The following is a 20,910-nucleotide window of genomic DNA, read 5'->3' as shown; positions in this document are numbered from 1 at the left end:
GCGCTTCTTTTTTTCGTCATTCTCGTTACGCGTTCAGACAAAAAAAATATGGCGCACCGTTTGAATCAACAATTGGCACGCCATACTTTTTTCTTCTATGGGAGTCTGGGATTATAGAAGATATGTAGGAGTCTAAACTTTAATCAGCACTAGTCTTCAAGCGGAACGATATAGTAAGCAGTTCCAGTCACGACATCCATTTCCTTAGAGACTTTTCCCGATGCGATGTCATAGCGGTAAACAGCGCCGCCCTTCTTATCGGCATGTCCCAAAAGAACACTCTTGCCATCGGAATCCTTATGGATCGAAGGAGCAAACCACGGGATTGTCGGAGTAAGGCCTTCAATCTTTTCGATAGTCTTCTTCTTCAAATCAATTACAACAAATTCCCATTCGTAATTATTGTAGTTGCTCGGATCTTCAAAATTACCGAAGAAGCCAAGGAACTTGCCCTTACCCAAATAAGCGCCACCACTCATCAAGAAATTATTGTTAGTCTTTTTGCCGGCATAAGCTGCATCATGCAAATGGAAAACCCAATCCTTATCGAATTCAGTTTGACCCTTCTTAATACGAACAAAGCCTTCCTTATAGCCATCCATCCAGCCCATTGCAGCATTAGAATAGAAATAAATGTCGCCATCTTCATCGATAAAGGACATCGTATTGTTCATATCATCAATAACGCCAACGGCAGCTGTCATATCTTCAGTAATAACTTTTTCTACCTTGTCCGTCTTGACGTCAATAACAATAACAGAGCCCTGTGCACCCGTAATCATGCTATTGAGATCAATCATCTGCGAAACAGCAACAAACATCTTGCCATCGCGAACAACAGCAGAATTCGGAACCGTACTTACAGCGCCATTTTTTTGATCAATGTACTTGGAAAGGTCAATTGTAGCCTTTTCCTTAAGAGTCACCGGATCAAGGGCAGTCAAAGCATCACCTAAAGTCTGTTCGACATACATTTTGTCCTTATCCACAAACTTCATCATGAGCGCATGTGTGCCTTTAAATTTAGCCGTAGCAGCAGGCTTTTCTGCCATATTATTATTTTCATCAAGCTCATAGCGGGCAAGAGTACTGTTCATTTCTTCGACATAGAGCACATAGATAGAGCCATTAAAATATTGAACGCTACCCTTATTCGGAATTTCAATAAAATCATCAACAACTTTCTTTTGGTCAGCAGAAAGCGATGCGGTTCCTACAAACTGGGAATTTTCCACCATAAAGGAAAATCCGTATTTCTTTCCATTGTCATTGGAATCATCGGAAGCATTGGAACTTGAATCGCTACAAGCGGCAAGTCCAAAAACGAGGCTGGAAATGGCGAGTCCTTTGACAAGGCTCGGAATCAATTTATATGACTTTTTCATATTGTTTCCTTTTTTATTGTTTTAAATTTTTAAATCGAGAACTTCATCTTCGTAGCAAACGAGCGACCTGGTTTGGATTCTCCGTACTTATCGTAAACACGCTCATCCGTAAGATTATGAACTTCAAAGCTCCATGAAAGTTTATTTGCAAGAATCGAATATTCTACGCCCAAATCCTGCGAGAACGAACTCGGAATAGAGCGATCTTGTTTTTTAGAAACTTTCCAGGTATAGTAATATTCATCGGTATAATTCGCAAACCAATAAAGCTTAAAGAAATCATCACGGAAAAAGAGATCACCGATATGGAATTCCGCACCAAAATTCATATAGAATGTCGGAATATTCGGCACAATCAAATCTTTTGCGATACCATAAGCATAATCCGCTTCGCGGCTCTTGGCTTCTTGCTTTGTCATGTTTAACGAAAGCGCAATATATTCATTTATATCGAGCCTTAAATCTATTTCAAAGCCGCTTGTTTTTGTTCCAACGCTATTGTAATAAGGGCGCGGCACAGCAACGTAACTATTCCAATAAATACGATCATCCATCAAAAGATAGAACCAGTTAAATTCAAGATGCAGCTTCAACAATAGCGGAATTTTATCTAAATCGAGTTCAGCCCCTGCCGTAAAATTATCAGAATATTCAGGCTTTAAATTTGGAGAACAAGCCACATAAAGGCCATCACCAAAAATCTCTTCACGTGTCGGGAATCTTAAACTGTGCTGATACCCAGCTTTCACAGCCAATGGATCTATGATCTTAACACGTAAATTTTCGCTAAATCCAAAATTATTTTGAGAGTACTCATCATTTGTCAACTGTTGGATTCGATTTTCACCGTCATCATCAGCGACAATGTTATAAAAATATCCTTTAATTCCAACGACATTTTGGATACGTTTTTCCCAAAAATTATTTTCAACAGACAATCCCGTTATAAGCGAATAGACACGTCCAGGGAATACAGCATTATTCAACTTTTTTTCTTTTACAGACAATTTGTCCTTAGATTTCTGCGAATCATAACGATACAACCCACTCCATGTCAAATTGTGATTTTGCGAAAATTCATAACCAACATTCCAAGGAACAAACAACGAGTAGTTTTTATATTCGAAAAGTGATGGAGAACCTAACGAAATTTCACCCAATGCATTTTCGTTTTCTTTGAAATCGGATTTATCCCAGCCATAGAAATACACATGACTTGTATCCACCACATTTTCTATACCATAATTATAGCTAACAGAAATATTAAAAGACAAGCCTTTCACAAACAAATTCGTCTTTTCAAAAGCTACAGAAAATCCATATCCAAAAGCATCAGCCGAAGCATGTTCTACGCGATGCGCAGTCGATTGCACTTCCTTATCACTCGCTCCAAAACTTGCACCAAAATTAATTTTATCAAAATAAAAATTACTCAAGCCAACAAATGGAGAAACATTGTAGCTGTAATAACGGCCATAATCACGCGTCACCACCGTATCCATATAAGGCGTCGTGAATTCGTAATCGTTATCTGAATAGTTATAGTAGGCAGAAGCCCCAATTTCTACAGAACGATTCTTTGTCGAATCCGTAACCCAAACGTATTTAGCATCAAGAGACGCCTTATGCGTATTGAAACTGCCAATGGAATAAGAGCCGTTCACAGAACTTTTGGCAAGCCCCTTTGTTATAACATTGACAACTCCACCCATGCCATCCGTTGCAAAACGCTCCGGCACATAGCTTTTATAAACTTCAATACGGTCAATTTTATCGATAGGAATATCATTAATCGAAAGATTTCCATTACCATTATCGACAGGCACTCCATCGACAAGGACTTTTACATTTTTACCTTCCATCCCACGGATATTAATTTTACTTTCACCGCCAAGTCCACCCGATTGGCGAACTTTTACACCACTCGAACGATTCGTCACATCGGCAATTGTTGCGCTAGATCCCTGCAATTCCTTCGTGTCTAAAACCTTAACCGACTCAGCCTTTATCTTTGTATCAATCGGAGCCGTTTCCATTTCGCTTTCATCTTCAACAGATAAGCCTTCAAGAACAGTCACATCCGTGGATTTTTCTGTGGCACGTGAGCTATTCGAAGTTGCATTTTTAACGGATTCATTAGTTGTCGCAGTACCAGCCGCATCCGTAACAGCCGCAGGTTCATCGAAAAACGCGTCATCATAACTCGTTACATCGTCGTTCTGAGCAAAAGCGCAAAGCGAAGAAAAAGCGATAGAAGCAAAAACTTTTTTCATCCTTGTAATCTCATCCACCCATTTACTATTCAGTTTCAATCATAAATTGACGAGTAAAGATAAGTTCAAATACTATCCTTTTTCTACTCTAAGCAGATTTAAATCAATCCGATTAGACAAGGGTAACTTTTCGTTATTCTGAGCATAGCGAAGACAACTCAGCAGGCGAGAGTTGCGACAACGCTTGCGTTGTCATAACCGAGTCAAAAAGTTGGAGCTTTAGCCCAATCCAGTCATATTTAGCACTGGATCCTTCACGCTACGCGTTCAGGATGACGTAACGCAAACAAGTATGGCGCACCTTTGGAGTTATCCATCGGCACGCCATACCCGCTTCTATTGTAGTCTGGGTTTTGTGAAGAAGCTCTAAAGCACCCAAAGTGCAATGTGATACACGATAAACGCAAGCCCCAACGAAATCGCAAAATAATATCCTGCAATCGTTGCTGTCCACTTGAGCGAATGCGTTTCGCGATACGTTGTACCCATCGTCAGCACACAAGGCACATTGAACATCGATGCAAATATAAACGCAAGAGCTTCAGGTAGCGATACCGCCGCGCGCATCATTTCGCCGAGGTTTGCACCGGCTTCATTACGTGCAATTAACGAGAACGCATCGGTAGAGCTCGAAAAAACAACACTCATCACGCCGAGAGACGCTTCCTTGCTAAAGACACCGCCCAAATACGAGATAAAGAGTTGCCAACGCATTCCAAAAATCTGCGTAAACGGTTCAATAAAATTCCCAATACGGTAAAGAAGACTATGCGCAACAAGACCATCTGTTGAATAAGATAAAATCCAAAAGACAAGCGAGATACTCCAAATAACGATAATCGCCTTTTTGAAGACTTCCCATACATTACGGCACACCGTCTTCAACAAAATTTTCCAATGCGGCTTGTGATACGGCGGAAGTTCCATAATCATGCCCACGCGTTCATTCACAGGCATCAACTTGTTTCCGAAAAGCTTAGACGAAATCCAGAACGAAGCAAAAATCAACGCCACATAAATAACGCCAAACAGCGGAGCCGCCGAACCGAAAAAGACCGAAGCAAGGAACAGCACCACAGCAACTTTCGAGCCGCACGGGATCGACCACAAAAGCACCATTGCAAACAAACGCTGTCCTCGCGTATCAAGAACACGCGTACCGCAAACAGCGCCGCCAGTACAAGCGAGCCCCGAAACCAAAGGCATAAAAGCTTTTCCATGGAGGCCCAAGCGCGAAAGCCAAGAATCGAACACATACGAAGATCTTGCCAAGTAACCCGTATCTTCCATCAATCCAAAAGTCACGAGAATGGCAAACACAAAACCCATCATGGCAACAGTCACAGCAAGCCCGCCCACAATAACGCTGTTCACAAACGACGATACAGCAGGCCATGCGCCAAGAGCATTGTTCACGAGCGGTTCAACAACGCCCTGCAAACCAAAGCAGCCCATAATAATCGGAACCGCAATCATCATGCTTACTGCAAGCGTAAGTACTAAAATAAAGAATGCGACAAACTTTCCCCAAATGCGATGCGTAGCCATCTTGTCAAAGCGAGAAAGCTTTGCCGTTTTTTCGCTAGCCGCAGTGACTTCGCGAAGCGTTTCCGAAATAAAGCGGTACTTCGCTTCACCCGTGATAAGCCCGCCATTCGAACCTTCATCATCAAGAACTTTCTTGATACCGCGCCAAAGCTCCGAGCTGACCGTAGTTTCTACTTCTGCACAGACAAGCGCATCATTTTCCAAAAGCTTCGACACAATCCAGAACTTTTCGCGATTGCCAAAATCCAAGCATTCAAGCAACTTTTCGAGTTTCAAAACTGGCGAGGATTCACGACTATCCGATACATTCGCCAAAGCCTTTTCGCGAATTTTTTCCGACGAAATTTTCGAAGGCTTTTCAATTGCCCTTTTCAAAGTATTAAAGAAATTCGAATAGCCTTCCAAATTCGAAGCCGTAAATCCAAGCACTGGAATATTCAAAAGACTTTGAATTTTTAGAACATCAATCTTTTTACCTTTCTGCTCAGCAACATCCATCATGTTGAGCACAAGCATCACGGGGCGTTCAATCCCTGCAAAATCTGCGAGCATGTAAAGACTACGTTCCAACTGCGACGCATCAACGATAATGCAGACGATATCGGCATTGCCCTGTTCCACAAAATTTCGCGTTACAACTTCTTCGGCAGAGTTTGCCGTAAGCCCATAGCTACCCGGCAAATCAACAACACGATAAACTTCTTCATCAAACGTGAAATAGCCCTCGGCCCTTTCAACGGTTTTTCCAGGCCAGTTACCGACATGCTGATGCGAGCCTGTCAATGCATTAAAAAGCGTTGATTTACCAGAATTCGGCTGGCCAAGCAAAGCTATCGTTTTCATGCCATCTCCACATCAATCTGAGCGCTTTCCTTGCGGTTAATCGCAATCATCGTATCGTGCGAATACACAAGCACAGGCGAACGACCATCATTTTGCAGTACCAAAAAAGAGCTGCTCGGCGAGAGTCCCATTGAAACCACACGAGAAACAAAACGAGAATCCCCATTAATCTTTTGAATCAAACCCTTTTGATTTTCCTGTAATTCAGACAAACACATTCTTACACATTCCTTCTATCTAAAGCTATAGCGAATCTTTGTTGCAAAGCTTCTACCCGGTTTACTTTCACCAAACTTATCGAACGATTCGCTATCCGTGATATTATCAACTTCAAAGCTCCAGCCCAGTTTATTATCCCAAAGGGAATATTCAACACCAATATCTTGCGTGAACGAAGCGTTAATTTTACGGTTCTGGCGAGAGCTAATTTTCCAGCCGTAGAAATATTCATCCGTATAATTTGCAGACCACCAAACTTTCAAAAAATCTTCCTTGCTAAACAAATCACCAATATGGAATTCCGCAAGATAATTCATAAAGAACCTCGGGATATTCGGCACAATCGCATCCTTAGGGACCCCCTGTTTTGCCGTATATTTCATATTGCGCAAATCTTGGAAAGTCCAATTCGTTCCGAGCAAAATCCATTCGTTGACATCTAACTTTACATCACCTTCATAGCCCCAGGCACGAATCGGATTCATGTTAAAGTAAGGCGTAGACATCTGTGCCGAACTCATGTAATGGATTTTATCCTTGTAGTACGAATAAAATACATCACCATCAAAGCGGAGCCTTGTCACAAGCGGCAATTCTTGCAAGTCTACAGAAATTCCAAAGTTGAAATTATCAGCCTGTTCGGGCTTAAGACTTGTCGCCGCACTCACGCGAATGCCATCGCCAAAAAGTTCTTCCGGAGTCGGCAAGCGCACGGCATGCTGATACGAAACCTTCACAGAAAGCATATTTGCCACCTTGAACATCAAGCTTTCATCGTAACTAAAATCATTGTAATCATTCGATTCAACCGCAGGTTCAATCAGAAGGCTCGTCGGCATATTCGAAATTTCAGCCTTCATGTAATGGAACTTGAAACCGAGAAGATTCTGGAGTCGCGAATCAAAGAAATTATTTTCAAGAGAAAGTCCCGTCGTTATCGAAAAAACTTCTCCCGGAAGCCCCGCCGTGTTAAACTGGGCCATTTTAGCGCCGTAATCGTCTTCAGGATTTTCCTTGTGGTACTTGATGAGCGTATTCCAATAAATCTTTTGATCCTTAATAAACTGGTAATCAAAATTCAGCAAGTTGTTGAAATCGTGCACTTGCACCGTACGCAATCTTGGGAGTCCCATGGATACGAGTTCGCCCACATTCTTTTGTGCCGTATCGCAGCTAAACCAGTTGCGGCAATGGACTCGGCTAGTATCGATGATTTTATTTTCTGCAAAACCAAACGAAAAATAGTCACTGAAATTCAAATTTTTCGCAAAGAAGTTCTTCTTGTCAAGTCCAAGCGAAACTCCAAAATTATAGCCTTCGGCTCTGGATTCTACAATGCGATTATCAACACCTTGAATTTGCTTGTCAAATGCACCAAAGCTTACGCCGAGCGAAACCTGGTCAAACCAAGCATTTATCAAATTCGCAAAAGCCTGCACATTGTAAGAGGTATAATGGTCGTGATCGCGAACAACGCTCGTATCCGCGCCTGTAGAGCTCTTCATGTACGGCGAAGTGAATTCATAATCGTTATCGGAATGGTTAAAGTAACCGGACACGCCAGTTTCAAGGCTTGCATCACCAGCAATGCTATCAATCAAATGGCTTGCGGCAACGGAAGCTTTATGCGTATTGAAGCTCGAAAGACTGTAAGAAGCATCCACAGAATTTGTCGGACGTTTCTTGGTCACAATGTTAATGGCACCACCCGCGCCATCCGTTGCAAAACGCGCCGGAATGTAGCCCTTATAAACTTCAATATCTGCAATTTGATCAATGGGAATATCGTCAAGTCCCAAATTTCCCTGCGTTTCGACAGGAACGCCGTTGACAAGCACCTTAATGTTCTTGCCTTCCATTCCGCGAATATTGATTTTGCCTTCGCTACCCATTCCGCCAGACTTGCGCACTTTCACGCCAGACGCAGAATTAATAGCCTTAGAAACTGTCTTGCTCGTATTTTGCAATTCAGCAGCATCAATCGTAGAAACCGTTTCCACCTGTTTTGCAATAGCAGCCTGTTCCGCCTCGGATTCCGTCTCGACCGAAAGCAAATCCAGTTTTGTGACATCTTCCGAATTTGCAGAGGAGTTCGTAGCTGCGGCACCATTCGCCGAGACATTCGCAGCATCCGTGCTAATCGCCGGACTTTCATTATCATCCGCAAAATCATCGAATTGCGTCACTTCATCATCTTGCGCAAAAACAGCCACAGTCAAAACTGCGGCACAAGCAAGCACAAATCTCATTCTTTTATAGATATTCATTATCAAAAAATTTTCTAAAGAGCCGCTGACGCCTAGGCGTCAAAAGCATCAAAGGCGAATGCTGCGGTTGCACTTGTGCAAACATAGCTGAGCCGTAATTGCTGATGCTGAAAGCATCCACTCAGAGCTGGGGCCCCGCCCGCATGATTTTTTCGCTTAGCCGTTAGGCCTCATAATCTTACTTCAGCGGTACAATCCACATCGGGATTTGTTCAGCCTTGGCAATCTTTTCGGCCTTATCCATCTTCGGATCATAGCGGAAGTATGCATTGCCATCTTCTTCGGTAGAGACCGCAAAAATCACCTTGCCATCATCTTCAACATACTTGCCGTAGCTTGCCCAGCTCGAAGAATAACCAATCGGCAAAGCCTTAATCTTCTTCTTGGCAAGGTCAAGTTGCACCGGCTTGCAAGTGTTATTGTGATAGCTATCCATGTCTGTCCAAGTCTTTTCCAAATCCTTCATCACGTTCAAGAAAGAATAGACATAGCCATCCTTCGGGTTCGTTGCCGGAGCGAGATATTTGAAAACACCTTTCTTCGTAATGCCATCGATAGCGACGTCCTTCGTGATATACCAGGCGTAATCCTTATCGAACTTGGTTTCACCCACCTTGATACGGAGGAAGCCATCAACTTGGCCCGGAGCGTAGCCCCAAGAAGCGTTACTATAGCAATAGATATAGCCATCAAGAAGAGTGAAAGCCTGATTCTGGGAATCATCCAAGGAACCCACAGCAGCAATGCGATCATCCTTGGCAACTTCAATTACTTCGTCCTTCTTGACGTCAATAATGGCGACCTGAGCTTCATTACCCGTAGCATAGTCGCTCACGTTTTGCAAAAGGCCCACATAAAGGCGACCGTCAACAATCACGCCAGTTCCCGGGCTCACCACGAGAGCATCTTTATCCTTGTACTTGGAAAGGTCAATAGCTCCCGTCTTCTTCATGGTTTTCGGGTTGATGATAATCAAGGAATCAAGCATGCCGCCCAAATAAGCCTTTTCTTCGTTCACAAAGTAAATGTGGTTTACCCAAGTTCCCGGGAGAGAAAGCTTAGCAGTCACCTTGCCAAGTTTGTTATTTTCTGCCAAGCTGTAACGGGAGATAGCGCCAACATCCAAATCAGCGATAAACAGAGAATTATCATAATAGACAACACCTGCACGCGTACCAACTTCAACAAAATCCTTGCCCAAATCATCCGTGTGGTCCAAAGACATTGTGCCGATAAACATCGTTTCGCCAGTCGAAATGGAAGTCGCAAATTCGCGCTTGTAATCATCCGAATCAGAGCCTGCGTTGCTCGAAGAATCGCTCCCGCATGCAGCGAAAAGGCTAGCGGCAAAAGTAAGTGCAATCAATTTTTTATTCATACATGACTCCTAGTATTATACACCATTTAAGTTTTGATCGCATTTTAGAAATCCAAAAAGTCTACCTCAACTCCAAATAGACTCGAAATAATCCGAAAAGTTAGATATGACTAATATAACCTTTAAAACAAGAACTCAATAAATTAAAATTGGTGCGAAAAACAAACAGAAGGTAACTATGAGTGTTTTCAAAAGATTAACACCTTATATGCAATCGAGAAAAATTTTATTTCCGTTTGCAATTTTATTTTCAACATTGAGTTCCATCGCAGGGATTGCTCCCTTCATATATGTATGGCTCACAGTCCGCGAACTTTTCTCCGCAACCGGTGAAATTTCATACGACATGGTCAAACATTATGCATTAATGGCCGTCATTTTCTCAGCAACGAGCGTCGTGCTTTATTTTGCGGCACTCGCCTGCTCGCACTTGGTTGCATTCCGCATCGAAGGCAACATCCGCAGAATCACCATGAAAAAATTGCTCAAGCTCCCGCTTGGCTTTTTCGACAAGAATCCCACCGGACGCATCCGCAAAATCATTGACGACAACGCAGCCGTCACACATACATTCATGGCGCATGAGCTTCCGGATTTGGCAGGAACCATCGTTGTCCCCATCGCCTCGCTCGTATTGTTGTTCATTTTCGATTGGCGTCTTGGCATCGCATCACTCGTCCCAATTGCCTACGCCATCATCACGCTCGGCTCCAAGATGAACAAGAGCAAGGACTTTATGCAAAAATACATGAAGTCTCTCGAAGACATGAATACAGAAGCGGTCGAATACGTGCGCGGCATCCCCGTCGTGAAAGTCTTCCAACAAACAATTTTCTCCTTCAAAAACTTCTATAAAACGATTGATGATTACCATCAAATGGTCACTGCATATTCCAGCAGTTGGAAGTTCATCATGTGTTCTTACACGACTCTCATCAACGGAGTCGCCCTCATCCTTGTTCCCACAACATTCCTCATCGCAACGAGTTCCGGCAACATCGCCGCAACAATCGTGGACTTGATGCTCTACGTTCTCGTAACCCCAGTATTTTCGCAGTGTGTCATGCGCAGCATGTACTTGAGCCAAGCAGTCAACCAAGCAAAACTCGCCATTGGTAGCATTGAATCGTTGACAGATTACCCGGAACTTGCTACACCGACAAACCCGCAAGAAGTCAAGCATTTCGATGTTGAATTCAAGAATGTCAAGTTCACCTACCCCGGCACAGAAAATGAAGTCCTTCACGACATTTCATTCAAAATAAAGGAAGGCGAAACGGTCGCTCTCGTCGGTGCATCTGGCGGCGGCAAGAGCACCATTGCAAAGCTTGTTCCGAGATTCTTCGACGCAAACGATGGTGAAATCTTAGTCGGCGGCGCACCCATCAAGGAAATACCCCAAGAAGTCCTCATGAAAAACACATCATTCGTTTTCCAGAATACTCGACTCTTTAAGAAGAGTATTTTGGAAAACGTCCGTTACGGAACTCCTGAGGCTTCCATTGAAAGCGTCAACAAGGCTCTCGATCTCGCCCAATGCCGCGAAATCATTGACCGCCTGCCCGAAGGCATCAACACCGTCATCGGCAGCAAGGGTACATACCTCTCCGGCGGCGAACAGCAGCGAATCGTCCTTGCCCGCGCCATTCTCAAGAACGCACCGATCGTCGTTCTTGATGAAGCGACCGCATTTGCAGACCCCGAAAACGAAAGCCTTATCCAGCAAGCACTGCAAACGCTTTCGAAGGGTAAAACAGTCTTGATGATTGCACACAGACTCACAAGCATCGTGAATGCCGACCAGATTCTCGTCGTACAAGGCGGCCGCATCGTGGAACGCGGCACGCACAAGGAACTCGTTGAAAAAGGCGGCATATTCGCCAAGATGTGGCAAGATTATCAGCAGTCCGTCAGCTGGACTATCGGAGGCAAGAATGTATAATTGGATTAAAAATCGCTTTGTCCTCTCTGATGAAGGTACAAAAACATTTATCAAAGGCGTATTTTGGACAACGTGGCATTACCTTTCGTTAATGCTCCCACTTTCGTTCGTATTCCTGTTCCTCAAGGAATTCATGGCGAAGCTGAAAGAACCAGAGACAATCACCTTAGATTTCTGGCAATATTTGGTCATCGCTGTCGTCATTTACCTTGTCATGTACTTCATCTATGCGCTCTCTTACGACAGCACATACGAATCCGTCTATTCGGAATGTAAAAAACGTCGCATCACGCTCGCCGAAAAGTTGCGCAAGCTCCCGCTCGCCTTCTTTGGCAAAAAAGACCTTTCCGACTTGACATCGACTATCATGAACGACGTAAACGCTCTTGAAATGATTTTCTCGCACGCCGTTCCTGAAATTTTTGCAGTCGCCGCGATGCTCGTTATCTGTGCAGTCGCACTCATCATTTACAATCCGTTGATGGCAGCAGCACTTTTGTGGGTAGCACCATTTGCAGGCTTGCTCATTTACCTGTCCCGCAAATTACAGTTCAAAAACTTCAAGCATACCTACAATGCCGCCCGCGTCATTACCGAAGATATTCAGGAAAGCCTTGAAAATATTCAAGAAATCAAGTCCTACTGCGAAGAAGAAAGCGTCTGCAAAGCATTGGATGATCACTCCAAATTCTATGAACATTCCCAGATTAAAGGCGAATTCATGTCAGGAGTCATCCTGAACGGCGCCCAGATTTTCTTGAAACTCGGCCTTGCTTCCGTTCTCATTTTCGGTTCTATCCTCCTTGCACAAGACAAATTAAGCGTATTTGATTACCTCGTGTACATCGTCTGCGCATCGACGATTTACAGCCCCATTTATCTCGTTCTAAACAACATAACGGAACTATTCTTCTTGGATGTTCGTCTCAAGCGATTCAAAGAAATGGACAATATGGAAGTGCAACACGGTACCACAAAATTCACTCCCCAAAATTTTGATATTGAATTCAAAGACGTAAGCTTTTACTACAACGAAGAAAAGCAAGTTTTGAAGAACGTATCGTTCACAGCAAAACAAGGTGAAATCACAGCTCTCGTCGGGCCATCCGGCAGCGGTAAGACAACTGCCGCAAAGCTTGCCGCCCGCTTTTGGGACATTCAAGGCGGAACCATCACGCTTGGCGGCGTAGACATCTCAAGAATCGATCCCGAAACACTCCTCAAGAATTTCTCTATCGTATTCCAAGACGTCGTATTGTTCAACACTTCTATCCGCGACAACATCCGCATCGGCAAACGCGATGCCACCGACGAAGAAATCTTGCAAGCCGCAAAGCTTGCAAACTGCGATGATTTTGTTCGCAAGCTTCCGCAAGGCTACGACACCGTCATCGGAGAAAACGGCGACACGCTCTCCGGTGGCGAACGCCAACGAATCTCAATTGCACGCGCCATCCTCAAAGACGCTCCCATCGTGCTCCTCGACGAAGCCACCGCAAGCCTCGACGTTGAAAACGAATCCAAGATTCAGCAAAGCATTTCGGAACTCGTGCAGAACAAGACCGTCATCATCATCGCCCACCGCATGCGCACCATCGCAAACGCCGACAAGGTCGTCGTTCTCAACAAAAACCAAGTCGCCGAAGTCGGCTCCCCAGCTGAACTCAAGGAAAAAGGCGGCCTCTTCAGCAAAATGCTCAAGCTCCAAGAAGTAAACTAGAACTTCATTCAAAAAACACCTACAAAATTGCCTCGGAGAAATCCGGGGCAATTTTCCTATTCAACGCCTAAAAATTCTTTTGGCAATTCCCCGCAAAGCAAAATGGCGAAATTTCACTAAATTCGCCATTTTTACACTTTTTCGGTGGAAAAAGTGCACTACAATAGCACTAATTCGGTCGAAAAAGTGCAGTAAAAATTGACAATTCGGTTGGAAAAGTGTAGTTTTAGGACATGTTCAAGCGAAAAATCCTTAAAGAATTTGAAAACTGGAAGACCTCGGGGGGCAAAAAGAAGGCCCTAGTTGTTAAGGGTATGCGCCAAATCGGCAAAACGTCCAGCGTCCTGGAATTTGCCCGCGCCAACTACGAGAACGTCGTCTATATCAACTTTAAGGAAAACGAAAACGCAAAGCGAGTCTTTGACAGCGACCTGAACGTGGGCAGGATTACCATAGATCTTTCGGCGCTCTTTCCCAACGTGCATTTTGTCGAGAATAAGACAGTCATCATCTTCGATGAAATTCAGGAATGTGCAAACGCCCGCGCCAGCATCAAGCCTTTTATGGAAGACGGCCGCTACGACGTCATCTGTACGGGATCCCTGCTTGGTATTAAGGGGTACAACCGTAAAAAAGGGAAAGGCGTTCCGACCGGTTTTGAAAGAATAATTTATATGAAACCCATGGATTTCGAGGAATTTCTGTGGGCAAAGGGCATTGGCGAAAACGTCATCGCATACCTGAAGGACTGCTACGAGAAAAAAGAACCCGTAAGCGAGGCAACGCACAACGCCATGCTCCGCTATTTCAAGGAATACCTTTGCGTGGGTGGCCTCCCTTATGTCGTTTCTCGATTTGTCGAGACGAACGACATGAACGTTGTTTGGCAGGAACAGCAGGACATTCTCGAAGAATACAAGGATGATTTTGGCAAGCACCTTGACGAGAACGAAAATGAGGAAATCGACCGTACGCTTCTCGGACGCATCAATCGCGTATTCGATTCCATACCAGCCCAACTTGCAAAGGAAAACAACAAGTTTGTCTATTCGCAACTAGAAAAGAAGGGCCGTTCCGAAAACTACCAAACGGCAATCCAATGGCTCTACGACTGCGGCATCATCAACATTTGCCACAACCTGACCAACATCGCAGAACCCCTTGAAGGCTACAAAATCGAGAATACGTTTAAGATTTATGTACAGGATTCCGGCCTGTTCGTTGCCATGCTGGAACGCGGCACCGCAGCCAAGATTCTAAGCGGCGATCTGGGATTCTATAAAGGCGCCATCTACGAGAACATCATCGCAGATTGTTTCTCCAAGCAGGGCCGTAATCTTTTCTACTTCCGCAAAGATTCTGGGCTAGAAATTGACTTTGTAGAAAACATCGGCGGCGAAATCGCCATTATCGAAGTCAAGGCGACAACGGGGCGCTCCAAGTCGGCAAAGACCGTTCTGAGTAACGACAACTATGCTGCCAAAGTTTGCTACAAACTTTCCGAAAACAACATCGGTGTCGCAGACAAAATGGTTAAACTGCCGTATTACATGGCGATGTTCTTGGAGTAAAAATCGAAAGAAAATCTTTCGGCATTTCTCTGCAAAGCCAAACCTTGTCATTGCCGATGAAAAACTGGATGCCCGCTTTTTGTGCGGCTTCCGTATCTATTTTCAAGATGACAGGGCTGCCATCGCGTCTTTTGCCAACACGGGTGGCGGTATCAACATCAACAGAAAGATGAACATAACGCCATGGTAGATGGCATTTTCGAAGAATTCGCGGACGAAATCAACGCGAAGGTGGCTTCGAGCGTTCAAGACCGCGAACGAGAAATGGCTCGCAACATGCTTGCTGAAGGCGATTCTGTGGAAAAAATCTCTAGAATAACGCACCTTTCCGAAGAAGAAATCCGCAAATTGTAATCTAAAAGCGAAGCTATTTCGCGAAACAGCCCTATCGTTTCAGCATTAGCTTCTTGTTTTCCAAAATTCCATCATTGTCAAAACGAACGGTCGGATTTTTTCCGTTTTTGAAATTGCCTTCGCTTTCATAGAGCGAGAGCGCAACCGTTACGCCGGGTAACTTCGCGATGCTCGTCTCCCCAGCAGTAGCTTTGTACGTGAACGAGAATTTTTGCGAACTTGCATCCTTGAAAGTTCCTTTGGGAATGCGAACAGTCTCGCCGATTTGCGCGAGCACCGTCCCTAAACTATCGACCAATTCAGCCACCAAATACACATCAAAGAAACAAGGGGCAACGCCAGTGTTCTTGACAGTAATGTTCAGCGTGCTCATCGAACCTTTGGTATCCACAATAGTCGTCAACTCCGCTTGCGTTACCGTAAAGTTATAGCCAATAACTTTAGTCATGGAATCTGCAAGAGCCTTGTAGTCTTTGTAGAAATTATAGCCACAGTCGCTGTCTTGATCTAAAACATAGTAAGTCAAATGAGCCGTGGTAATCGCATCCACCCAGCGCTGCGGAGTCCACTTGAGATAGCCTCCGGGAATCACGTCGGTGTATTCCAGCATCGTCTTGTAGCCGGCGATGTTTTCGGCGATGGTCGGCAAGTTGGCCTCGTAGGCACGCACTAGTGAATCCGGCCTGCCGGGAATGCCGATGAACCCGTCGTCACGCTTGGTAATGCCGAGGCTAAGCGCATGCGTATAGACTTCGCCCATGCCGCTGGATGGCAACACCAGCTGAGTCTTCTTGAAAACGGAAGCGTAGTAATCCAGCATGTCCATCTCTATCGAATCGGAGGGCATTTCGCTGCCGTCCAGGTGAGAGGCATGCCATTCACCCCATTCGCCAAAGGTCCGGATGTCGATGTATTCTATACGCGGGTCGCCATCGTATTTTTCAGCCAAGGCCTTAGCGAATTCCTTTGCCGCTTGTAAATAGACCGGATCATCCCAAACGGGCACAGCGGCGCGGTAACCATTCCACTGCAAGGTGGCAGTAACTCTCTTTGCGCCCATTTCGTAGACAAAGGACGGCGTCCAGTCATATTCTTCTTCGGGCGTGTCATTACCCCTGACAAAAGATGGTGAATATGGCAGCACGCGCAGAGCGTAGCCCATGTTGTGCTTGGCCAAATCATTCAGCAGTTTTTCCAGTTCCGTCCAGTCGTAAACGCCTTTTGCCGGATTTAATTTATTCCACTTCTGATAACCGGAGCCGTATGAGATAAGATCCCACGCCTTGTTATTCAAGGAACCGTAAGGTCCATATTCGAATTCCGGAACGAAAGTCCACAGGCCTTCGGTCGGGACCGTAAAGCCCTTGTGCGGGTTAGAAAGCGGGCCGTCGAAGGGTTTGAGGGCGTAGGTGATTTTGGTGGTGTCAGCTTTAACTGCAGTGGAAGTATCGGCATTACTTGATGATGTCATTCCGGCCCCCGAGCCGGAATCACCATTTTCACTACTAGATGAGACTTCTGAGGATGAACTCGAAGAGTTCGCGGCAATCCATGATGAACTACTCGGCAAAACACCCGCCGACGAACTCGATTCATCAACGGCACTGCTTTCGCCACTCACAGGTGCTGCGCCATTTTCGTCACTACAGGCAACGAATCCGACAACAGAGAAAATAAGCAAATAACATAAAAACAAACGATTCAATCCCCACTCCTTAGCATAAAATCGATCGGTTTATGTTAATATATCTTTTTTTCGGAGAAAACTATTTGCATTCCACGTAGGCCAAATCAATTCGGCCTTTTATCACGCAATTTTCCGTTATCGTCCAGCCATTTCCTTTCAAAAAAGACTTGTATTCGTCTTCCGTCCATTCGTGCGCAAAGCGTACTCCGACAAGACTCAAAAACTTTTGCCACAAATTTCTTTTACCTCCTTCGCGAAATATAAAGTTCGGAGCAATAAGCACACCATCATCTTTCAAGACGCGACGGATTTCCGCAAGCGCTTTTTCAGGCTCTGGGATAATGTGAAGCGCATTTGCAATCACGACCACATCAAAAGCTTTGTCCATAAAGCGCAATGAAGTCGCATCGGCCACTTCAAAACGCACGTTTTCAGGATTCTTAGCCTTGCGAGCCGTCTCGATCATCTTCGGAGCAAAATCAGTCGCCACCACGTGATTCGCAAGCGAAGCAATATGCCGCGCAATCATCCCCGGACCAGTCGCCAATTCAAGCACATCCTTGCCCCGCGCAACCTCGCCAATCCGCTCATACATATAATCATAAATGTTCTTCTGCGAACGCATTGAGAATTCATAAACTGGCGCAAAAATATCCCAAATATTCTTACTCATAATTTTCTCCTAAAAAACGCACTTCCCTCATAACAAGGAAAGTGCGCTAACCGATTAAAACAAAATTTAATTATTAAAAATTCTGCGCAACGACAATCTGCTTCCGCAAAACGGCACCATCCAAAAATTCAAACATCGTGCGGTAAGCGTTATCACGAACATCCTTGCGCGACAGGAACAAGTCGTGCATGCCATCCGTAATCGTCACGGTCGTGACATCACTACCCAATTTCGGAGCCCACTTTTCAAGGAGATTCACATCGAGCATGCAGTCGCAACGCATGTAGTCATCATCCCACTTGACCGTATTCACCGTGCAGCCGCTACGCATCATGAGAACCGGAGCCTTGATTTGCATTCCCGCATGAATCCACTTGATACCGCGTTCCGTCGCACGGAGGTAACCAAAGTACTGTTGCGGCCATTCATCACTCTTCAAATCACGATTAAATTCCCACTCCCCCTTTTCACTTTTCAAAAGAGATATGTTGTACTTAGGGGCTTCCTGCTTCGGGGCGGGAACATCGGGTAACAATAGCGCTATATCCGAAAACACGGGGAAAGCCACATTGCGGACAAACCAGCTATTTTTATAATCCAAGAACGGACTGTTCAAAACGAGAGCCGCAAAATCTTCGCTATTGCGTTCATTCAGGTAATTTGGCGTAATCAGCCCACCCTGCGAATGACCGAGAATGACAAACGGCAATTTCGCATTCGAGCCTTTTGCTGCAATTTTCTTGCTGAGCGCTACAGCTGCATCCAACTCCGCATAGTATTCCTTGACGCTACGCATATCAGAACGCGGCTCGCCTTCGCTATACGAACGACCATTGTAATGCAAGTCAATTGCAAAGAAAGCAAAACCCGCAGAATCCGATTTTTCTGCAAGCTCTTTCTGGAAGAAATAATCATTGTACCCATGTACGTACAAGATAACTCCACGCGGATTCGCTTCATGCTTCACCGCTCGCGGAGAACTTCCGTAAGGATATTCAATCAGCGTCGCATGGAAATCTTTATCATACGATTTCACATCAATCGGGTAAACCTGATAGGGTTCGCCAAGTTCCGGATCCACAGCCTTTTGCGGCAAAGCGTTATTAATGATAGTTTGCAATGCAGCAGTCGTGAGTGGCTTACTGTAAGCCTCGTCTCGTTTCTTTTCCTTGCAAGCGGCAAGGCATGCATTTGCAGAAGTTGTAAAAAGCAATACGGCAGAAGCCGCGACAACGAAAGACTTTATTTTATTCATGCATCTACGATACAAAAATGCAGCCGTTTACGCTACTCCAATTAGACTCTCAAAACTCCAGCAAGTTTTTTGAAAATCGTCACATTTTAATACTATCTTTTTTCGCATGAGTCAATCCTTTTTACCCATTATTCAAGGTCTCACCATCCCATTTTTAGGCACGGTTCTCGGCGCGGCTTGCGTATTCTTCATCCGCGGGCAAATGAAGCAGAACCTCAAACGCGGACTTTTATCATTTGCGGCTGGCGTCATGGTAGCGGCATCCGTCTGGAGCCTGCTCCTCCCGGCTATCGAAGCTAGCGAGCATTTGGGCAAACTATCATTCGCACCCGCCGCAGTGGGGTTCTGGGCAGGCATTTTATTCCTGTTCATTTTGGACAAAATCACGCCACATTTGCATTTGGGTAGCAAGACTCCCGAAGGTCCGAGAGCAAAACTCAAACGCACCACGATGCTCACGCTCGCGGTAACGCTCCACAACTTACCCGAAGGCATGGCTGTCGGCATCGTTTTCGCAGGTTGGCTTTCTGGAAATGTCGCCATCACACTCTCAGCAGCATTCGCGCTTTCCATCGGTATCGCTATTCAGAATTTTCCTGAAGGAGCCGTTGTTTCGCTTCCGCTAAAAGCCGAAGGCGCAACGCGCAAAAAGGCATTCGCACTTGGGGCGCTCTCCGGAGCAGTCGAACCGATCGGAGCTTTGATTACCTTAATCGCCGCCGAAATTCTTTCGCCGTTCATGCCCTATCTGCTCTCGTTCGCGGCAGGCGCAATGATTTACGTTGTCGTCGAAGAAATGCTCCCCGAAGTGAGCGAAGGCGATCACTTTGACGCAGGCACCATCCTCTTCGCCGTCGGCTTCACGCTTATGATGGCACTCGACAGCGCACTGTAAAAAAAAGCCGTTTTTCAGCAAAACGGCATCTCAGATTAAATTTGCGATTTTAAATTCAGCAAGCTTTTTATAAACTCTAAAGTTATTTACTCTAGAGTTAATATAAGTCTTGGGATTAAATTCGATTGATAGCGCTACAGTTCAATATAGTGCGGAATGATATCCTCGTAATTTCCGTTCTTGAGCAGGAATCCCTTGGGAATCACGCCGAGCTGCGTAAAGCCGAGCTTCTTGTAGAGCTTGAGCGCAGACGTATTTGTCGCGACAACCGCATTGAACTGCAAAATCCTGAAGCCGATTTCCTTGGCCTTCGCGAGGCAATCCTTTACGAGAAATTCACCGATGTGCTGGCCGCGTTTGTTCTTCTTGACCGCATAGCTTGCATTCGAAATATGCCCGCAGCGCCCGACATTATTCGGGTGGAGAATGTACAACCCGACCACCTCGCCGGAGTCCGTATCAACAGCGATGCCCGTGAACGACTGCGACTTGAAAAAAGCGTCACCCGTCTGCGGGTCAAGCAATTCCATTTGCGGAAACGCGATGCCATCCTCGACGATGTCGTTCCAGATTTCAACCGCGTCGCTGATACACTTTGTACTATATTCTTCAATTTTAAGCATGAGAATAGTCCTCTAATCTCGGGCCTATTCCCCCAGCACATGCCGGAGCGTGTCGAGAAAAAGTTCGCCCGCCCGCGTGAACTGCTGGCCCCGCCGCCAAATGATGTACATGTTGGTGGTGAGCTCGGGCATGAGCGGCCTGAAGCACAGGCGCGAAGTGCGGCTCGTATCCACCAGGCCGTCGAAAGTGAGCAAGTAGCCCGTGCCCTCTTTGGCAAGCACCGAACCGTTGTACGAAAGATCCAGCCCCACAATCACGTTCAGCTTCGAAATATCG

At 45.3% G+C, this 20,910-nt stretch carries 16 protein-coding genes and 1 pseudogene; 5 read left to right on the top strand and 12 right to left on the bottom strand.

The genetic code is table 11. From position 1 onward, the window contains the following. Positions 1 to 149: 149 nt before the first annotated feature. From HUF13_RS08165 to HUF13_RS08140, 6 genes are all read right to left on the bottom strand, one after another. Positions 150 to 1,385 carry a hypothetical protein gene (locus tag HUF13_RS08165; RefSeq protein ID WP_173474669.1) on the bottom strand — a complete coding sequence of 412 codons (1,236 nt, stop codon included), beginning with the start codon at positions 1,383 to 1,385 and terminating at the stop codon, positions 150 to 152. Positions 1,386 to 1,414: 29 nt separating this feature from the next. Beyond that, a complete protein-coding gene (locus HUF13_RS08160; protein ID WP_173474668.1) occupies positions 1,415 to 3,658 on the bottom strand; it encodes a TonB-dependent receptor domain-containing protein in 2,244 nt (747 codons plus the stop codon). 366 nt (positions 3,659 to 4,024) lie between these two features. After that, positions 4,025 to 6,049, bottom strand: coding sequence for a ferrous iron transport protein B (gene feoB, locus HUF13_RS08155; protein ID WP_173474667.1), 2,025 nt, complete (start codon positions 6,047 to 6,049; stop codon positions 4,025 to 4,027). Continuing rightward, entirely contained in the window at positions 6,046 to 6,267 is a 222-nt protein-coding gene (locus HUF13_RS08150; RefSeq protein ID WP_173474666.1) for a FeoA family protein, read from the bottom strand. Before HUF13_RS08150 ends, feoB begins: the two co-directional genes overlap by 4 nt. 15 nt (positions 6,268 to 6,282) lie before the next feature. Then, positions 6,283 to 8,535, bottom strand: a complete 2,253-nt coding sequence (locus HUF13_RS08145; protein ID WP_173474665.1) for a TonB-dependent receptor — start codon at positions 8,533 to 8,535, stop codon at positions 6,283 to 6,285. 178 nt (positions 8,536 to 8,713) lie between these two features. Continuing rightward, complete coding sequence (locus HUF13_RS08140; protein ID WP_173474664.1) at positions 8,714 to 9,913, bottom strand: hypothetical protein; 1,200 nt, start codon at positions 9,911 to 9,913, stop codon at positions 8,714 to 8,716. 178 nt (positions 9,914 to 10,091) lie between these two features. Here HUF13_RS08140 and HUF13_RS08135 point away from each other — a divergent pair, with 178 nt between their 5' ends. From HUF13_RS08135 to HUF13_RS08125, 3 genes are all read left to right on the top strand, one after another. Beyond that, a complete protein-coding gene (locus tag HUF13_RS08135) occupies positions 10,092 to 11,855 on the top strand; it encodes an ABC transporter ATP-binding protein (RefSeq protein ID WP_173474663.1) in 1,764 nt (587 codons plus the stop codon). Continuing rightward, the gene (locus HUF13_RS08130) at positions 11,848 to 13,575 is read left to right on the top strand and encodes an ABC transporter ATP-binding protein (protein WP_173474662.1); all 1,728 of its coding nucleotides are present in this window, start codon (positions 11,848 to 11,850) and stop codon (positions 13,573 to 13,575) included. The genes HUF13_RS08135 and HUF13_RS08130 overlap by 8 nt, the downstream gene beginning before the upstream one ends. Before the next feature lie 233 nt (positions 13,576 to 13,808). Beyond that, positions 13,809 to 15,146, top strand: a complete 1,338-nt coding sequence (locus HUF13_RS08125) for an ATP-binding protein (RefSeq protein WP_173474661.1) — start codon at positions 13,809 to 13,811, stop codon at positions 15,144 to 15,146. Here the strand turns inward: HUF13_RS08125 and HUF13_RS17575 are convergent. Beyond that, positions 15,109 to 15,354: an RNA 2'-phosphotransferase gene (locus HUF13_RS17575; RefSeq protein ID WP_173474706.1), complete on the bottom strand. Its 246-nt coding sequence runs from the start codon at positions 15,352 to 15,354 to the stop codon at positions 15,109 to 15,111. The two genes, HUF13_RS08125 and HUF13_RS17575, sit on opposite strands and share 38 nt — an antisense overlap. On the opposite strand from HUF13_RS17575, the gene HUF13_RS08115 reads away from it, so the two are divergent. Further along, positions 15,330 to 15,500, top strand: coding sequence for a hypothetical protein (locus HUF13_RS08115; RefSeq protein WP_173474660.1), 171 nt, complete (start codon positions 15,330 to 15,332; stop codon positions 15,498 to 15,500). The genes HUF13_RS17575 and HUF13_RS08115 overlap by 25 nt on opposite strands. Before the next feature lie 31 nt (positions 15,501 to 15,531). On the opposite strand, the gene HUF13_RS08110 is transcribed toward HUF13_RS08115, so the two are convergent. The 3 genes from HUF13_RS08110 to HUF13_RS08100 all read right to left on the bottom strand — a co-directional run bounded on the left by HUF13_RS08110 (position 15,532) and on the right by HUF13_RS08100 (position 19,115). Continuing rightward, positions 15,532 to 17,205, bottom strand: coding sequence for a beta-galactosidase (locus HUF13_RS08110; protein ID WP_173474659.1), 1,674 nt, complete (start codon positions 17,203 to 17,205; stop codon positions 15,532 to 15,534). A gap of 61 nt (positions 17,206 to 17,266) precedes the next feature. Next, on the bottom strand, positions 17,267 to 17,860 hold the full coding sequence (locus HUF13_RS08105) for a class I SAM-dependent methyltransferase (protein ID WP_173474658.1): 594 nt from the start codon (positions 17,858 to 17,860) through the stop codon (positions 17,267 to 17,269). Between the two features lie 73 nt (positions 17,861 to 17,933). Further along, entirely contained in the window at positions 17,934 to 19,115 is a 1,182-nt protein-coding gene (locus HUF13_RS08100; RefSeq protein ID WP_304038970.1) for an alpha/beta hydrolase, read from the bottom strand. Between the two features lie 106 nt (positions 19,116 to 19,221). Here HUF13_RS08100 and HUF13_RS08095 point away from each other — a divergent pair, with 106 nt between their 5' ends. Then, on the top strand, positions 19,222 to 20,010 hold the full coding sequence (locus HUF13_RS08095) for a ZIP family metal transporter (RefSeq protein ID WP_173474657.1): 789 nt from the start codon (positions 19,222 to 19,224) through the stop codon (positions 20,008 to 20,010). Positions 20,011 to 20,144: 134 nt separating this feature from the next. Here the strand turns inward: HUF13_RS08095 and HUF13_RS08090 are convergent, their stop codons facing one another. Together HUF13_RS08090 and HUF13_RS08085 are read right to left on the bottom strand one after the other, a co-directional pair. Continuing rightward, the gene (locus HUF13_RS08090; RefSeq protein WP_173474656.1) at positions 20,145 to 20,633 is read right to left on the bottom strand and encodes a GNAT family N-acetyltransferase; all 489 of its coding nucleotides are present in this window, start codon (positions 20,631 to 20,633) and stop codon (positions 20,145 to 20,147) included. A gap of 24 nt (positions 20,634 to 20,657) precedes the next feature. Beyond that, a pseudogene (locus HUF13_RS08085) lies at positions 20,658 to 20,910 on the bottom strand (LysR family transcriptional regulator); the annotation flags it as partial.

Source organism: Fibrobacter succinogenes, from assembly GCF_902779965.1.
In the GTDB taxonomy this organism is placed as follows: domain Bacteria; phylum Fibrobacterota; class Fibrobacteria; order Fibrobacterales; family Fibrobacteraceae; genus Fibrobacter; species Fibrobacter succinogenes_F.
This window is presented reverse-complemented; position numbering and strand designations above follow the sequence as displayed.

Coding starts and splice junctions, on each gene's coding strand:
- HUF13_RS08165 (WP_173474669.1), bottom strand. CDS start 1,385: ATGAAAAAGTCATATAAATTGATTCCGAGCCTTGTCAAAGGACTCGCC.
- HUF13_RS08160 (WP_173474668.1), bottom strand. CDS start 3,658: ATGAAAAAAGTTTTTGCTTCTATCGCTTTTTCTTCGCTTTGCGCTTTT.
- feoB (WP_173474667.1), bottom strand. CDS start 6,049: ATGAAAACGATAGCTTTGCTTGGCCAGCCGAATTCTGGTAAATCAACG.
- HUF13_RS08150 (WP_173474666.1), bottom strand. CDS start 6,267: ATGTGTTTGTCTGAATTACAGGAAAATCAAAAGGGTTTGATTCAAAAG.
- HUF13_RS08145 (WP_173474665.1), bottom strand. CDS start 8,535: ATGAATATCTATAAAAGAATGAGATTTGTGCTTGCTTGTGCCGCAGTT.
- HUF13_RS08140 (WP_173474664.1), bottom strand. CDS start 9,913: ATGAATAAAAAATTGATTGCACTTACTTTTGCCGCTAGCCTTTTCGCT.
- HUF13_RS08135 (WP_173474663.1), top strand. CDS start 10,092: ATGAGTGTTTTCAAAAGATTAACACCTTATATGCAATCGAGAAAAATT.
- HUF13_RS08130 (WP_173474662.1), top strand. CDS start 11,848: ATGTATAATTGGATTAAAAATCGCTTTGTCCTCTCTGATGAAGGTACA.
- HUF13_RS08125 (WP_173474661.1), top strand. CDS start 13,809: ATGTTCAAGCGAAAAATCCTTAAAGAATTTGAAAACTGGAAGACCTCG.
- HUF13_RS08115 (WP_173474660.1), top strand. CDS start 15,330: ATGGTAGATGGCATTTTCGAAGAATTCGCGGACGAAATCAACGCGAAG.
- HUF13_RS08105 (WP_173474658.1), bottom strand. CDS start 17,860: ATGAGTAAGAATATTTGGGATATTTTTGCGCCAGTTTATGAATTCTCA.
- HUF13_RS08100 (WP_304038970.1), bottom strand. CDS start 19,115: ATGAATAAAATAAAGTCTTTCGTTGTCGCGGCTTCTGCCGTATTGCTT.
- HUF13_RS08095 (WP_173474657.1), top strand. CDS start 19,222: ATGAGTCAATCCTTTTTACCCATTATTCAAGGTCTCACCATCCCATTT.
- HUF13_RS08090 (WP_173474656.1), bottom strand. CDS start 20,633: ATGCTTAAAATTGAAGAATATAGTACAAAGTGTATCAGCGACGCGGTT.